We start from the raw sequence: 16,183 nt of genomic DNA on the forward strand, positions 1-16,183 counted from the left end.
AAATTTGAAAAGAAAACAGTATCTTTATTTGTTTTTCTAACACTATAACAAATCAAGGCTTTATTCATGAATGAAATCGGTTACACTTTAGACATTGAAGAGATGAATAAAACCGGATTTTTGACTCTTAAATTAACAGAAGTGATAAAAGAAGGTTATCATCATCGCCTGCATTATCCCTTAACCAGAAATTTAGCCAAATGGAAAGCGTCTATTCAACAAGATCGCGAAAAAGAAATTTTTACATCCCTTTTTAAAGAAGAGGTTAACTATCAAACCAAACTCATAGGACGTTCCCCTTCTCTAGAAACTACGACCTCTCCTTTTTTCCATATTTCTTCAAATCAAGCGGTCAATCTCTTAAATCTTCTAGGATCTTTGCAAAAAATTTATTTAAACAATAAGCAACTGGTTGTCGATTTTGTTGGGAAAGTTGAATTTTATTATGAAGTATTTCCTTTAAATACCAACCAAATAGAAATAAAAGGGCATTTGAAATGGCGTGATCAAGATATTGACATCGCCAGTTGTGATTGCATCGGACCTGGTAAACCTGTCTGGTTTGTACGAGGGATTTCTTTAAAAGGAATTACAACCTTTATCTCATGGAAAGAGCTTCAACGTGCTTATCAAACACGGCCTTGGATCTTGGAAGGTTCACAAAAAGCTGCTTTTTTAGAAGAGTTAGAAGAAAATGATTCTGATTCTCCGCAATTGATGATAAAAGGTCATTCCATTGAAAATGTCTATAAACAAACTGAACCTCTCCCTTTTCTCATTTTAAAAGATCGCTCCGGTGGCTTTGCAGATCTTTGGTTAAATTATGGAAATGGGTTAAAAATTGCTTTTCATGAATTAAAAAAAACTTCTTTTAAACGTCAAGAAGAAGCCGAAAAAAATTTTGAAAAAGATTTATTAGAAACGGATTTCATCAAGAAAAATGTGGGGACCTCTCACTATTATTGCCCTCTTGATAAGGTTGCCAAAAGTCTCACTTTCTTATTAGAAATTGGTTGGGTGATTTTAGACTGGAAAGAAAACCGGGTCATTAAACAAGATCATATTGATTTAAAATTGGAAGATGCCCCTCAAATGATAAAAATTAAAGGCTCCGTTCGCTACGAAACTCATGAAGCCGACGTCAGTTCCGTATTAGGAGCTTTTAATCGACGAGAGCGATTTATACAACTGAACCCAGGCACAGTCGGCCTTCTTCCAGAGTTACATTCTGTACAAGAATTAAAAGAACTTGCGGAAGAAGGAGAAATCATTGGACAAGAAGTACATATCAAAAAAAGTCATATTGGTGCACTTTCTTCGTTATTTGATCGAACAGAACTTCCTTCTACACTATCCATTTTTAAACAAAAGTGGGAAAATTTTAAAGGAATAGAAACTGCTTTACCTGCCCCTTCTTTTGAAGGACATTTAAGGCCTTATCAACAAGAGGGATTAAACTGGCTTTCTTTTTTATTTAACTATGGATTCCATGGAATTTTAGCAGACGAAATGGGACTTGGAAAAACAGTCCAAGTACTGGCCTTTATTTCTCGGTTCGCTTCCGAATCTAAACATTTGATTGTTGTTCCTACCTCCTTACTTTTTAATTGGAAAAATGAAATTTGTCGCTTTTTACCTTCATGTTCGTGCTATATTCACCAAGGTTCTCAGCGTGCAAATTCTATAGAGATTTTGCAAAACTATTCGATTATCTTGACTTCTTATACTACGTTAAGATTAGATCTTTCTCTCTTACAAAAATTAGATCTAAGTACACTCATTTTAGATGAAGCTCAACAAATTAAAAACGCTCATACACAGACATTTCAAGCAGCTTGTTCATTATCCTCTCACTTTAGGTTGTGTATCACCGGCACACCTATTGAAAATCATCTTGGAGAACTTTGGTCTCATTTTCATTTTCTAATTCCTGATCTTTTTGGTTCAGAAGAAAGTTTTAATGCAGATATTCAAGCAGCAAGTGCTGATCGACGTTATCTCGATCGTATTAAGAAAAAAGTGGCTCCTTTTATTCTCAGAAGACAGAAACAAGAAGTGGCTAAAGACCTGCCTGCCCGTATTGATCAAATTGTTTGGATCGAAATGAGTGAGTCTCAAAGGCAGCATTATGAACAGTTTTTAGCTAATTTTAAGGGAAATTTATTTAAGAAAATTGAAGCTGAAGGGATTACTAAGCATCGATTAGAAGTTCTAGAAGCTATTCTCCGTCTCCGTCAGATTTGCTGCCACCCCCTTCTTGTTTCATCGATAATAGAGGAAAAAGAAGATTTAATAACTAGCGCCAAATTTGATCTTTTAATGCAAGATTTACAAACAATCAGAGAGGAAGGACGAAAAGTTCTTGTTTATAGTCAATTCACTTCGATGTTAAAATTAATGACACGCTATGCTAATCAGCAAGGTTGGACGTACGCTTATTTAGATGGAAGTACTCAAAATAGAGAAAAAGTCGTAACTGAATTTCAAGAAAACCTGGAACAATCTATTTTCTTTATCAGTTTAAAAGCTGGGGGTGTCGGATTAAATTTAACTGCTGCAGACTATGTAATACTTTACGATCCGTGGTGGAATGAAGCCGTCGAAGAACAAGCTATTAATCGAGCCCACCGCATTGGACGCCAGGAGCAAGTGATCGCCAAGCGTTTCGTTGTTATTGAGAGCATTGAAGAAAAAATGATGAAGTTGAAAGCCGCTAAAAGAACACTGGTTGATGACATTTTTGATTTCGAAGCGGCTCCCACTCAATTAACCATTGAAGATTTGCGCTATTTAATTAGTTAATTTTGGATGATAATTTTCTACACCCTCTTATTAACCATTAAAATCTGCATTATTTTCTTGCTCTGATTCATAAAGCTCGCGAGCTGTAACTTTGACTGTTTCAAGACCACCTGCGAAGCCAACTAATCTCATTAGATGATCTACATAACCTAATTCAGTTAGTAAATGATCATTAAGAGATTCCAAATAAGCTACTTTTTTAAGAAGATCTGTCTTTTTCATATTCACCTCCAAGGTGTACATGATTATTTATGCATGTGGTATGCCATCTTCGACTGATTCATCAAAAAAAACCAAACCCCGAGCTTAGGGTTATTATATATTATAAAAGCTCAGGGCTACTATGACCTATTATGAATCTATTAAACTATAATGGCATTGATAAAACTTTATTACACACACAATATATTAATTATTGATTAAGAGGCTGCTAAATTTTTATTAATCTACTTAATATTTTACTTTTTTATCAGAATCATAAACCCTGGTATCAGTTATTATTAGTAGCGAGTCTTACTGACTTGCCAGGGTGTTATTATTAGTTTTTATTAGCTATATTAATAATTTAGCATTGATGAAAGGCCTATAAAACCGTAATTATATTAACAATTGATAAAGATCTAATCAAAATCAGGTAAAACTTACGAAATTTTACTTTAATCTACTTATTTTTAGAAATTAAGATTATTTTTAAAAATCTATTCGTGTTGAAAACACTTATTTTTTTGAATAATTTTTAAAAGTTTTCTTTTTTATATTTTCTTTCCATTCTTATGGGTTTCAAATACTAAAAGCCCTTCTAGCAATACCTAAACATAAAAAAGGAAATGTTTAAATTTCATGCCCTTTTTCATTCTCAGCTTCAGCATTTTGTAATAATTCCAAAGCAACTTCTTTAGCAGATGCGAGACCGTGAGGAAATCCAACAGATTTGAGCAAGCTATCAACGTAAACTAACTCTGTTTCTAATTGGTCATGAACAAATTCAAGGTAAGCTATTTTTTTTTCTAACTGTGCCTTATTCATGGGATTCCTCCTTTTTCTGGAATACCAAATCAATGCAAATCCTATGCCAAATAAAATTGTAGAGCTACTTCATGATTTATTAAATTGAGTTTGTTCGCGATTTAGCAAGAAGTTATTTTGAAGAAAGCGACAAATTAAACTAGAGGTAAGGTGGAAACATCGAAGCATGAACTTTATTTAAACCAACCTCAAATTCCACAATTTGAATTGCATTTAAAAGAGTTACTCCCTTAAGTTACCCTTCATCTTACAGATAAAGCGTTGGTGATCAGCTTGCATAAAAATTATCAAAATTATTATTGGAAAGGAGGAAGACCAAAAAGTCTAAACTTTTTGAATGAAGTAAGCTCTTACAGCTATAAAATAGTTACTGAATCTTATGGAAAATGGTATTTCATAGAAAAATACAATTTCGGTGCCTTTGAAAAGATCATTTTTGACTTCCTATTGTTGCTAGATTTTCGCTGTCTAAACCCTATTCATCAAAATGCGTGGCAAAGGAAACAACTTAACAAAGGATCCACACAAATTCAGTGTTTATTACGTAATCAAGAAGACCGCGCTATTTTTTTCAAAACCCACTGTTTTCATAACCAAAACTGTACATTTTGTGAAATTCGCTCTATTCATGGCCTTCTCTTAGCTTTTCAAAAATTGTATTATCAAAACAAACAGGATGCCTTTAATAGATTTGTTCTATTCAATCTAGAAAATCGTTTTTTCATGATAAAAACATATCAAACAACCCAGAAACGGGGAAGTTCACTTCCCTTTTATCAGAAGAGTGGGATATGCAAACACCTTTGCTTGTAATCGGTTAAAATTATGCCATCTTTAATCAGTCTACGAAATAAAAAAATATATCATATTAAACAAGGATTAGAGTTATTAAAAGCTTATCAATTGAATTGTTCTCTTCCTTTCCGTTTTGGTTGTACCAAAGGGCTATGTGCTGTTTGCGCCATTAAAGTAGTTAAAGGAATGGAAAATCTTTCGAAAAAGACTCAAGAAGAAACAGCCACTTTAACAACTAAACGGTTGGACGCCAACTATCGTTTAGCTTGTCAATGTGCAATTTTTGGAGAGGTTGTCATTGATTAATGACAACCTTAAGGAATTTGCTATTGATTGGATAACATATCATAAGTAGGTTTATTAACCGGACGGTCTTTAAAATACCAATCTGTTTGAGTCGTTGTTCCTACATAATTATAACAAGGGCCATGTTTTCTTCCGTTAACCCAGGTTCTTTTTTGAACAACTTGATTCCCATTGCGATATCGATATTCAATACCATGTGGACGCCCTTCTACATAAGGAAGATCTGCATATTTTTCTCCATTTTCAAAAATAATGGTATTTCCATGTTGGCAATTATTTTTCCATTGTTCAATCGAAATTGGTTCCCCAGACATGGTATAAGTCTTTCTTTCTCCTTGAATGACACCATTTACATAAGGAGTATAAGCTGCAGGGGTTCCGTTAGGATGATAGGTTGTTCGCATTGTCATTTGCCCATCTTGGATTTGGTCCACTGAGTGAAGAAGTCCATAGCTATCCCGCACTATTCGCTTACCAAACCCATCTTGCACAGAAGATTCTATTTGGTTGGCTAAGTTATAATAATCGGCCTTAACTAATCCTTGCTCGTTAAACTCCTCTTTGGACTGAGGCGCTCCTCCTTCATACCAAGAAATGACAAAATATTGATCAGCAGATCGATAATCTATTTGTTGTTTTGGCATTCCACTCGCATAATAGTAAATTTCTTGAATTAAATTCCCCTGATCATAAACTTCTTTTTTTTCAATGCATTCACGATGAGGGAATGTATAAGTTACTTCTCCATGCAATATCCCTGATTCATAGGTTTTTGAAACGACCACACCATCACGGCGTGTAGATAAGACTTGACCATGTTGTCCACGAGAAGACCAGTCTTCCGCCGGCAATTCTACTCCGTAGCGATGAACATATGTTTCATAAACGACATCTTCAGGATGACGATGAGTTTGACAAGAGGTAGAAACTAATAGACATAACAAAGTAGAAGATAAGAAAAATGAATTCTTCATATAACACTCCAATTGAATGAGAATTTTCTCAAATTATTGTTTAAGATCATTAGCAAACTTTTGAGAAACTGCTGTTTTTAATCGTTGATGCTCATTTTCTACAACTTCTTGTGCAATTGTTTTAGAAAAATCCCGATAAACAAATCGCAGAGTCATATTTTGATGACCAACTGTCAGTTTTTCGCTTCGGTAAATATCTAATAACAATACATTTTCTAATAGATCAGATTTTTGCTCATGAATGGCCTTGATAATTTCAGCAAAAGACACAGACGTCTTGATTGTGAAAGTCCAATCGCGTTCAGAACCAGGATAAATAGCTAAAGGTTTGACTTTTTCAAGTTTAGTTGCCACTTGCATTAAGTCATGTAAATTAAACTCTCCAAATAAGATACGTTGAGAAACATCTAAACGCCTTTGAATACTAGGATGAACTTCTCCAAAAGAACCTACCTCAAGTTCATCTACAAACAAAGAAGCCTGCCGCCCAGAATGAAAAGTTTTAAGATTTAAATTTTTAAATTGCGGTTTTTCAATTCCTAGTTCTTTCAAAAGGTTTTCTATAATTCCTTTCAAATCATAAAAATCATACTCTCGTTTTTTCTCTTCAAAATGATAGGGTTGAGAAAAACCTGATAAAAGAATTCCAACAACAGATTGTTCTTGATATTGATCGCCGTCTTTAAAATGGATCCGCCCAATTTCGAAGCCATTGATTTGATGGTTTTGATGATCCAAATTGTATTTGACAACTTGTAAAAGTCCGGGTAATAAAGATGTTCTCAAAATCGATTGTTCTATCGACGTAGGATTTAGAACTTTGACAATTGCTTCCGCAGGCATAGAAAGGTTTTGCACGACATTGACCAAAGTGGGCCCAATCAAATCACATGTGATAAATTCCTGTAACCCTTCTGCAATCAAACATGATTGAATTTCTTTTTCGAATAGATAAATCGGTGCATCAGGTAATTTGGACGTTTGATAACGACCACCGTTTCTTGGAATGTGATCGTAGCCATAGATGCGAGCAACTTCTTCAATGAGGTCAATTTCTTCTTTAACGTCAGTTCGGTAAGTAGGCACGCATACCATAAAACTATCTTGTCCATCCCACTGATAATGGAATCCTAAACTTTGAAAAATAGTTTCAACTTCTCCTCGGCTAAGCGTTGTCCCCAATATCTGATTTATTCGAGATAGTCTGCATCGAATTGTCAATTCTAGAAAGTCTTTCGTTTGCTCATCTAAAATAGAATCTTCAATTATTCCTCCAGCCACCATTTGAATTAACATGGCTGCACGATTAAGAACCGAAATCAGTTGGTTTGGGTCAGTGCCCCTTTCAAATCGCTTAGAAGCATCTGTTTGCAATCCTAATTGTTTGCTTGTTTTTCGCACAAAAATAGGATCAAAAAAAGCAGATTCTAAAATAATATTGGTTGTTTTCTCGCTCACTTCGCTATTGCGCCCTCCCATCACGCCAGCAATAGCTATGGGCTTTTCTGAATCAGCAATCACTAGGTGAGAATCTTTTAAAATTCGCTCTTTCCCATCCAAAGTCTCAAAAATTTCTCCTTCTTGAGCCATTCTAACAACAATTTTTTTTCCTTTGACAAGATCGTAATCAAAGGCATGCAAAGGATGTCCCATTTCTAACAATACATAATTAGTTACATCGACAATATTATTTACACTGCGAAGACCACTCTTTTCGATTTTTGCTTTTAACCAATCTGGAGAAGAACCTACTTTCACATTTTTAATCGCCCGGCAAGTGTATCTTGAACAAGCTTCTTTCGCTTCAATATCAAGTGTAAGGCTGTTATTAATAAGATTTCCCTCTTCTTTAAAAACCAAATGAGGATAACGAAGAGGATGGCCTGTCGCTGCAGATAACTCCCGAGCTACACCAACAATACTTGCACAATGCCCCAAATTAGGCGTTAAAGAAATTTCAAAAATGGTATCCGAATAAAGCGTATTTAATACTGTTCCTGCTTGTAGATGTTCTGGAAGTTCCATAATTCCATCATCTTCATTTGATATCTGCAGTTCTTTGGCCGAGCAAAGCATGCCGTTTGATTCAATTCCTCTTAACTTTCCTTTTTTTATTTTAAACTCTTTCCCTTCATCAATCAGAGAAGCTCCAACAGGTGCAAATGCTGTTTTTAATCCTTTTCGACAATTAGAAGCTCCACAAACCACTTGATGAATTTCTTTTCCATCACTTACCAAAGCAATAAGGAGTTTATCAGCATTAGGATGTTTTTCTACTTCCAAAACATCTCCCACAATGACTCCCGAAAATCCCTTTCCTATCTCTTCATAGCCATCTACTTCTAGACCAGCCATTGTCAAAATTTTAGCTATTTCAACAGGTTCAAGATTCAAATCAATATATTCTTTAAGCCAAGATAAAGGTATACGCATAATGACCAAACATAGATTTAGATTTTAAGGATTAAATGATTTTCATTCTGAATAGATTCTTCTAATTGAGAAGCTCGAGGAGATATTAAGAATATTTTATCGTAAAATTGAATTGGTTATTACGATAAAATATTATTTATTAGTGTCTTAAAAGTAAGTCTATTCGAGTGATTTCCTCAAGCTAACATATCATACTCTGTAGATTGGAAAAAGAAAAAAGATAGGGATTAGGAGTTCTTTTGAATCACTACTTGATTGTACACTTTCGCTAAATCCACGTGCTAGTGATAATATCAAGTACTAGAAAGAAAATAACAAATCTTAGATCGATCGTCAAATTTTAAGAAAAATGGCTATTATTAAAGTGGGATAAAAATTCTATTTGATTCTATCAACAAAAGTTGATTGGTAATAATGCTTCTTTGGAATTAAAAAAATCTGATTAAAATCTCTTAGATTTGGTTAGATTAAATATCAATGTTATTATCTAAAATTTTAATTTGATTTAAACAATCATCAATCAAAGCAATATATATGCTTATTATTTATCTAAGGCATATACGTTTTGATGTATCCCTACTATTGCTATCAGCCGCATTATTCAAATGATTTTTCAAATTATTAAATCCAAAATTTAGATTTTTACTATTCTCGCACGTGATTTTTTTGTAAGCTTTAGATATAGTTATTGGCATTCAAATAAAGATGGTCAAAACATACAGTTGACTATGAGTTACACAGAATCATTTAAGGAGATCTCATGACGTTGGAACGTACTCTTTCTATCATTAAGCCTGACGCAGTAGGTAACAATCACATTGGCGAAATCATTGCTCGCTTTGAAAAAGCTGGTTTACGTATTGTTGCTGCGAAAATGAAACAATTAGATAGAAAAGATGCTGAAGGGTTTTATGCTGTTCATAAAGGGCGCCCTTTCTTCGAAGATTTAGTTGGTTTTATGACAACGGGACCTGTGATGATCATGGTCCTTGAAGGTGAAAATGCCATCAATAAAAACCGTGAAATTATGGGAGCAACAGATCCTAAAAAAGCTGCTCCTGGAACAATTCGTGCAGATTTTGCACAAACAATCGATGAAAATGCTGTTCACGGTTCTGATGCTGCGGAAACAGCAAAAACAGAAATTGAATACTTTTTTAAATCTCAAGACGTTTGCGCAAGAAAACGTTAAATCAGTATTGATGTGCTCCTTTTTATCGATAATTTTGATTCTTTTACTTATAATTTGGTCCAATACTTCCAAATGCTTGGATCTGATGTCAAAGTATTAAGAAATCAAGGTTTATCTCTTTCTGATTGCCTCACTCTGCGCCCTACTCACTTAGTGATTGGGCCAGGGCCAGGCACACCTTCAGAAGCCGGCATTTCTCAGCATTTAATTCGAAAAATGGCAGGCCGTTTACCTATTTTAGGCATCTGTCTAGGACACCAAGTATTGGCAGAAGCTTACGGTGGAAAAGTCGTCAAAGCCGTTTATCCTATGCATGGTAAAAGTAGTTTCATCTACCATGACTCGCAAGGGATTTTTAGAAACATCCCTCAATCTTTTAAAGCCATACGTTATCATTCCTTAATCGTTAAACATGACAATTTACCACATTGTTTAGATATCTCAGCAACAACGAAAGAGGGGGAAATCATGGGTCTTCGACATCATTTTTATGATATTGAAAGCGTTCAATTTCACCCAGAATCTATCATGACAGAACATGGATTTTCTCTTTTAAGAAATTTTCTTGACAAGCCATTATTGACGTTATAACCTCGAATTAAACGATTTTTAAATTTCTAATGGGGATTCAAATGAATATTTACCGCTTAATAACTTTATTTATTTTTACTTTTGCCTTACCTGGACTATCAGCAGAGACCACAAATCCGCAATATACTCTAGCTGAAGATAATCAACATAAAAATCAAGACGATGAAGATGATGAAGACTGGTATGATGACGATGAAGATGACGATAATCAATATCAAGCTCATTCTCCAACCCCTAAAGAAGAGTCTCAAATAAGTGCTCCAAAAACTTCTCAAGTATATCCTAAGATTACTGAAACTACTCACCCAACTTTAACTCAACAAAAACCAACGTTTGCTTCGGAACAAACACTTTCTATTATCAAACCTGATGCAGTTCAAAATAACTATATTGGAGAAATTATTTCTCGTTTCGAACAAGCCGGATTAAAAATTGCTGCCATTAAAATGACTACGTTGACAAAAGATCAAGCAAGTAAATTTTACGCTATTCATAAGGATCGACCTTTCTACAATGATTTAGTTAATTTTATGTCCTCCGGTCCTGTTGTAGTGATGGTGCTCGAAGGCAACCAAGCAATCGCCAAAAATAGAGAACTCATGGGCGCTACAGATCCTAAAAAAGCTGAAAAAGGAACCCTGCGTGCTGATTTTGCAGAGTCTATGTCACGCAATGCTGTACATGGATCAGATAGCTCAGAAACTGCCGAAGAAGAAGTTTTATTTTTCTTTAAACCAGATGAAATAACTCACCGTTGATTTTCAGCTCTGTAAATAAAAATACTTGAGGTTTTACAAATTTGTCATTTTTAATACTCAAGTATTTTGACTACATCCTAAAGTCTGATCCTAAATAAGTTTTTTTGGCAACTTCATTTTGGATGAGATCATCTACCACACCCTCTAAAATAACTTTTCCTTCTTGAACTAAATAACTTTTATGCACAACAGAAAAAATTTCCCGCGCATTATGATCAGTGATTAGAATACTAATTCCTTTTTGAGAAAGAATTTGAACTAAATGTTTAACTTCTTGAATAGATAAAGGGTCGATATTTGCAAATGGTTCGTCTAACATTAATAAAGAAGGATTCGTCACTAAAGCTCTTGTAATCTCCACTCGACGTCTTTCTCCTCCTGATAAAGTAGCAGCATTTTTTTTTGCTAAATGTTCAAGATGTAGTTCACCCAAAAGCTCTTCTAATTTATTTTTTCTTTCTTGCTTTGACAAAGGTAAACTTTCTAAAATGCATAAAATATTTTGCTCTACAGTAAGACTTCGAAAGACAGAGGGTTCTTGAGCCAAATACCCCATACCCATTCTTGCACGTTGATGCATAGGATAATGAGTAACGTCAACTCCTTGAAAATAAACCTTTCCGTGATCAGGACGAATCAACCCAACTGTCATGTAAAAGGCTGTTGTTTTACCTGCTCCATTGGGTCCTAATAATCCAACAATTTCCCCTCGAAGAACTTGAAATGAAAGTTCATTAACAACTCTTTTTCCATTGTATTTTTTAACAATATTCCGAACGTCTAAACAAATGGAATAAGCATCAAGGCTCATCATTCCTCCTGTTTTGTATGATCATCTAAGCTAAAACGCTGTTTAAATTGACTTAGCTCTTTTTCAATAAAAGTAAAACGCACATCTCCAATGCCTTGAAATGAATTTTTGTGATTTTTCTTATTATTTCGAATTCTCAAGGCAGGGGCACTTATTTGAACATTATTCACTTTATCAAAAAAAAGAACACGATGCCCATTTTTTCCAAAAAGAGTCATTTCATGTGAATCTGGAAAATATTCTACCTGATCTGCCATCGCATACTGAAGAATAGAACTTGTTCCCTGAGATAAACCATCGTAGCGATTCATTAGTTTAATATTACCCGTTAAAATTATTTTTGATGGGATTAGTCGCTGATTTTTCCATTCGTAGGAAATATAAACTTGATCTGCATATATATCCCCAAAAGAATTTTCAAAATAGACTTGTTCGCCTATGACTAAATTCCCCTCTTTATCTTTTAAACCTTCTATTGTTGTCACAAAATTTTCGTGATCAATAACTAATTTTCCTGGACTTATAATTTTATACGAAAGCTCTTTTTGCGAATCATAGTCATATATCAAAGTCGTCTGTCTGGGAGAGATCATCGAACGAAGGGTTTTTTGCCCATTTAAAATTTGCTGTTCAATAATTAATTCTTGTTTCGTATCAAGTTGAAAAACTTGATCTTGATAAACTTTTACATTTCCTTTTAAAATCAAACGTTGCGAAGATTGATCCCACACCAATTCATCAGCACTAAAATCAATCTTTTGTTTCAATGAGTTTTTTCCTTGATGGTGAAGACTTCCTTTCGGTTTATTTAAAAACAATTTTTTTTGAATTGTCACCATCTTGATTTTTTCTGCTTGAATATGATCGCCACTTCTATTGGTCAATAAGCAATAAGGTTGCTGCTCTTTTGCAAATAAGGTAAGAATTCCTTCAGACCTATTTGTTTGTAAACATTCAAAAAAAGCCCGATCAGCTAACAAAATATAATCATCTAAATAGTGAGCACGAACGTGATGCTTAGCTTCTAGACTTTTAACAACAGTTTTTAAAACTTGATTTTCTGATATTGGAATCCTAGCTAAAGCAACTTCCATTTCCAAGCTTTTAATAATAAGTGAGTCTCTTTCATGATCTTTCACCCCATGATTTTTATAAACAACGTCAGGATAGATTGTGTTGCCTTTAAAATGTCCCTTTAATTGAGAATAATCAATTTCTGCTTCCTGGCAAACAATCTCTCCTCCACCCTGAAATTCAATTAACACATTGTCACGAATATGGAAGAATGAAAAGTGTTTCTTAAGATCTGATTGAGAAGGAGATATAGACAAAAGTTGAGCAGAAATTTTTCCAAGCCCGTGCTGAATCGTGACTTGTCCTATTAAATGAATATCTTTTCCGTTATATTTAGCCTCGCCTGAATGAATAACGATTTGCTCGTCAAAGCCTTGATGAATTTGACTTATCATAGGGAAATGAAAGATCAAAATAGAATATAGAGCTGTACACAAAAAAAGTCTCACAATAGTTCGCCCCAATCCTGAAAGGCTGCTTGCAAATCTTGGGCAGTAAATGAACGATCATTCTGAGAAAAAGAAAGTTGAATTCTTTTAGCACTTCCTTTCATCCAAGGATGGAACGCTTGTAAATCGTTAATCCATTGATGACCCTTAATTTTGTAACGTGCTAATTGCACATCATCAGCTGTCAATTGTTCTGTTTGATAGTGATAAGTCGCTTTTTTAGCTCTTAAATAACGTAATAATTGACTAGGATGGCAAGAAAGATCTGTATTTGAACAAGCATCCAATTGTTCTTGACATTGGCAAGTTACTTCCGTAAAAAATTCAACAAGTTCTATTGCATTTTCAATTTGAGATAATTTAAGTTCAGATTTTTCACTCATTAAACGCCACTGTAAACGCACTTGGTCTTTCATAAAAAGTATTTGCTTTGTCACTTGTGTACGATTTTGTTGTGTTTCAAAGGCTTTATTGTGCTTTTCATTTTTTTTGGAAGATCTATCACTATACTCCATTAACTTTCGATAATTGCGAACATCATCCGCAGAAGGAGTGCTATAAAACCAAATTCCTCCTAAAATCAAATTTATTAGAATGCCTATTAGAGCAATTTTTCTTTTTTTAAACATTGCTTCAACCTACTTGCCTTGCTTCTGAATAAGTTCATAGAGTTCTTTAAATTGAGGCAGTAATTGATCTAGATCTTTGAAATCCATTACAGAAGCAGCATCACTTTTAGCCTCAGAAGGATTTGGATGAGATTCAATAAATAAACAATTGGCTCCCGCAGCCAATGCTGCTTTTGCTAGAATCGGAATAAATTCTCGATCCCCACCAGACTTAGAACCTAAGCCTCCAGGTTTTTGCACTGAATGCGTAGCATCAAAGCACACAGGGTAACCCAATTCTTGCATAATTGGAATCCCTCGCATATCACTGATAAGATTATTATAACCAAAAGTTGTTCCGCGATCGACTAAGATAATATTAGAATTTCCACCAGATTCCATTTTTCTGATGACATTTTCCATATCCCAAGGAGCTAAAAATTGCCCTTTTTTAATACTAACAATCGCTCCTGTTTGGGCTGCAGCTAAAATAAGATCTGTTTGTCTACACAAAAAAGCTGGAATTTGAATTATTTCACAAACTGAACCAGCAGTAGTTGCTTCTTGGGGGGAATGAACATCTGTAACGACTGCTAAACCGAACTCTTTTTGTATACGTTCTAAAATACGAAGACCTTCTTCTAGACCGGGCCCTCTAAAAGAATCATACGCAGATCGATTAGCCTTATCGTAGCTAGATTTAAAAATTAGAGAAACGTTATATTTTTCAAACATATTTTTTAGCGTTTCTGCAGCTTTTAAGCAGTGCGTTTCGCTTTCGATTACACAAGGACCAGACATGATAACGAGAGGTTCTTTAGGACCTATCGCAAAATCTTTAACAACAATTCGACGCATATTCAACCTTTAATAGAGATAAAAAATCTTTAAGTATTAGAATCGTTTAATGGAATTACCCAATCTGAAGAATCAAATGTGAGATTTTGTATCATTACTCTCAAATCATAATTTTTCGATTGTTCACCTTCACGAATAGAAATTGTTGGAGTTAAATCCAGCAGAGGAATCAAAACAAATAATCTTTCTTGCCAATGTGGATGAGGAATTTGCAATGCCTCATCGGAATAAATGATATTTCCATAAAAAAGGATATCGATATCAATGAGGCGGGAAGCCCACTTCGGTTTAGGTGTTTTACCTAATTTCTTTTCAAGCAATTCAATTTTTTTTAGTAAAAGCTTCGGATCAAATGAAGTGTGCAATCGGCAAACTAAATTAGTGAAGTTGTTTTGATTTTTATCTCCAACAGGTGAGGTTTTATATAATTTCGAAATTTCCAGGGCTTCTTCTGAAAATAGAGCAAGTTCATTAAGAGCTTTTTCTATGGCTTTTAAAGTTTCCTCTTGATTGCCCCCAATTCCTAAATAAACGATTTGCAACAATAGTCCCTGCTTTTCTAAGTTTCAAATTATTCTTTAGCTGATATCCCTCAACTAAAATCTCCTGATTAAACTTAGGTCAATCAATTCACATAATATTGTTTTTGTGAAAAACACAATTTTAGAGAGACATCAAATAAAAAAAAACCTTTTTAACAAAAAATTGTTTCGAAGTGATAAATTTTAAATCAATAAATCTTTAAACAAGCATCATTCATTTTAGTTGTTTAATTATTTTTACATTTATATAGTTCATTGTAATTACAATATAAAAATTTTGTTTTTGAATTTTTTGAATTTAAATTTTATACTATTTGCTAAAGTTGATTTTAACTATGAAAGTTTAGGGAATAGCCGGCGAATGAAAAGCTGTGCTAGTACAAAACCAAACACCCTGGCAATTCAAAGAGAAAACCAAATCAAGCTTAACCGTTAAGAATTGGAGTTTTTTATGCTAAAAGCACTGCCACAAGTCTCTACATTACCTATTAGTCTAACTATTGACACGTTAACTGGTTTTATTTACGGTAAATTATTCCATGTCAATGCAGAATTGACAGCCACCATCTTTGGAGTTTATTGCTTAGCCGACAAATTGTTATTTCACTCGATAAATACTTTAATGCGTAATCAAGATAATTTGCGTTCTCATCAAATATACATTTTTACTCATTCACTGTGTTTTTCCACTTTAACACTTGTCCTTTCCCGATTAAATCTTATTGGAAAAAAAGGAAATTTCCTCATGGGTTCAATTGGTTTACTTCACATAGGAAAACACTGTTGGCAGATTTATAAAAATTCAGCCGAACTTCAAAGGCAAATTCAAAGACTTCAACAAGCTCATTAAATTTTAAATGCAATCAAATCGTCAACAATTTATAAAAAGAAATTACTGAGCAGTCGAAAATTCTTGAAAATAACAAGCCTTCAAGTTAACATTTTAGGTTTTATTGCAATTGGC

General features: G+C 34.1%; 15 protein-coding genes. 6 read left to right on the plus strand and 9 right to left on the minus strand.

Annotated features, from left to right (window positions below):
• The first annotated feature begins 66 nt into the window (after nt 1-66).
• Nucleotides 67-2,802 carry a DEAD/DEAH box helicase gene (locus TY19_RS06430; protein WP_226988494.1) on the plus strand — a complete coding sequence of 912 codons (2,736 nt, stop codon included), beginning with the start codon at nt 67-69 and terminating at the stop codon, nt 2,800-2,802.
• 30 nt (nt 2,803-2,832) lie between these two features.
• On the opposite strand, the gene TY19_RS06435 is transcribed toward TY19_RS06430, so the two are convergent.
• Nucleotides 2,833-3,024: a hypothetical protein gene (locus TY19_RS06435; protein ID WP_039356673.1), complete on the minus strand. Its 192-nt coding sequence runs from the start codon at nt 3,022-3,024 to the stop codon at nt 2,833-2,835.
• 609 nt (nt 3,025-3,633) lie between these two features.
• Complete coding sequence (locus TY19_RS06440) at nt 3,634-3,828, minus strand: hypothetical protein (protein WP_042281110.1); 195 nt, start codon at nt 3,826-3,828, stop codon at nt 3,634-3,636.
• 825 nt (nt 3,829-4,653) lie between these two features.
• Here TY19_RS06440 and TY19_RS06450 point away from each other — a divergent pair.
• Nucleotides 4,654-4,929 (plus strand): 2Fe-2S iron-sulfur cluster-binding protein, encoded by a 276-nt coding sequence (locus TY19_RS06450; RefSeq protein ID WP_011174921.1) that lies wholly within the window; start codon nt 4,654-4,656, stop codon nt 4,927-4,929.
• Between the two features lie 20 nt (nt 4,930-4,949).
• Here TY19_RS06450 and TY19_RS06455 read toward each other — a convergent pair whose 3' ends face one another.
• Nucleotides 4,950-5,903 carry a toxin-antitoxin system YwqK family antitoxin gene (locus TY19_RS06455; protein ID WP_052354826.1) on the minus strand — a complete coding sequence of 318 codons (954 nt, stop codon included), beginning with the start codon at nt 5,901-5,903 and terminating at the stop codon, nt 4,950-4,952.
• Nucleotides 5,904-5,936: 33 nt separating this feature from the next.
• Nucleotides 5,937-8,336: a phenylalanine--tRNA ligase subunit beta gene (gene pheT, locus TY19_RS06460; protein WP_042281116.1), complete on the minus strand. Its 2,400-nt coding sequence runs from the start codon at nt 8,334-8,336 to the stop codon at nt 5,937-5,939.
• A 760-nt stretch (nt 8,337-9,096) separates the two neighbouring features.
• On the opposite strand from pheT, the gene ndk (TY19_RS06465) reads away from it, so the two are divergent.
• From ndk (TY19_RS06465) to ndk (TY19_RS06475), 3 genes are all read left to right on the plus strand, one after another.
• Nucleotides 9,097-9,528, plus strand: coding sequence for a nucleoside-diphosphate kinase (gene ndk / locus TY19_RS06465; protein ID WP_011174918.1), 432 nt, complete (start codon nt 9,097-9,099; stop codon nt 9,526-9,528).
• A 12-nt stretch (nt 9,529-9,540) separates the two neighbouring features.
• On the plus strand, nt 9,541-10,119 hold the full coding sequence (locus TY19_RS06470) for an anthranilate synthase component II (protein ID WP_039356665.1): 579 nt from the start codon (nt 9,541-9,543) through the stop codon (nt 10,117-10,119).
• Between the two features lie 287 nt (nt 10,120-10,406).
• Nucleotides 10,407-10,877 (plus strand): nucleoside-diphosphate kinase, encoded by a 471-nt coding sequence (gene ndk / locus TY19_RS06475; protein WP_042281164.1) that lies wholly within the window; start codon nt 10,407-10,409, stop codon nt 10,875-10,877.
• A 70-nt stretch (nt 10,878-10,947) separates the two neighbouring features.
• Here the strand turns inward: ndk (TY19_RS06475) and lptB are convergent, their stop codons facing one another.
• Genes lptB through folK form a run of 5 tightly spaced genes read right to left on the minus strand, consistent with a single transcriptional unit; the run spans nt 10,948 to nt 15,219 of the window.
• Complete coding sequence (lptB, locus tag TY19_RS06480) at nt 10,948-11,688, minus strand: LPS export ABC transporter ATP-binding protein (protein WP_042281117.1); 741 nt, start codon at nt 11,686-11,688, stop codon at nt 10,948-10,950.
• Nucleotides 11,688-13,211, minus strand: a complete 1,524-nt coding sequence (locus TY19_RS06485; RefSeq protein ID WP_042281120.1) for a hypothetical protein — start codon at nt 13,209-13,211, stop codon at nt 11,688-11,690. Before TY19_RS06485 ends, lptB begins: the two co-directional genes overlap by 1 nt.
• Nucleotides 13,208-13,840 (minus strand): hypothetical protein, encoded by a 633-nt coding sequence (locus tag TY19_RS06490; RefSeq protein WP_039356656.1) that lies wholly within the window; start codon nt 13,838-13,840, stop codon nt 13,208-13,210. Before TY19_RS06490 ends, TY19_RS06485 begins: the two co-directional genes overlap by 4 nt.
• Before the next feature lie 9 nt (nt 13,841-13,849).
• On the minus strand, nt 13,850-14,677 hold the full coding sequence (gene kdsA, locus TY19_RS06495; protein WP_011174912.1) for a 3-deoxy-8-phosphooctulonate synthase: 828 nt from the start codon (nt 14,675-14,677) through the stop codon (nt 13,850-13,852).
• A gap of 29 nt (nt 14,678-14,706) precedes the next feature.
• Complete coding sequence (folK, locus tag TY19_RS06500; protein ID WP_052354827.1) at nt 14,707-15,219, minus strand: 2-amino-4-hydroxy-6-hydroxymethyldihydropteridine diphosphokinase; 513 nt, start codon at nt 15,217-15,219, stop codon at nt 14,707-14,709.
• Nucleotides 15,220-15,670: 451 nt separating this feature from the next.
• Between folK and TY19_RS06505 the strand changes: the two genes are divergently transcribed.
• Nucleotides 15,671-16,069 (plus strand): hypothetical protein, encoded by a 399-nt coding sequence (locus TY19_RS06505; protein ID WP_042281124.1) that lies wholly within the window; start codon nt 15,671-15,673, stop codon nt 16,067-16,069.
• Nucleotides 16,070-16,183: the final 114 nt, after the last annotated feature.

The sequence above is a fragment of the Candidatus Protochlamydia sp. R18 genome (genome assembly GCF_000648255.1).
Lineage (GTDB): Bacteria > Chlamydiota > Chlamydiia > Chlamydiales > Parachlamydiaceae > Protochlamydia > Protochlamydia amoebophila.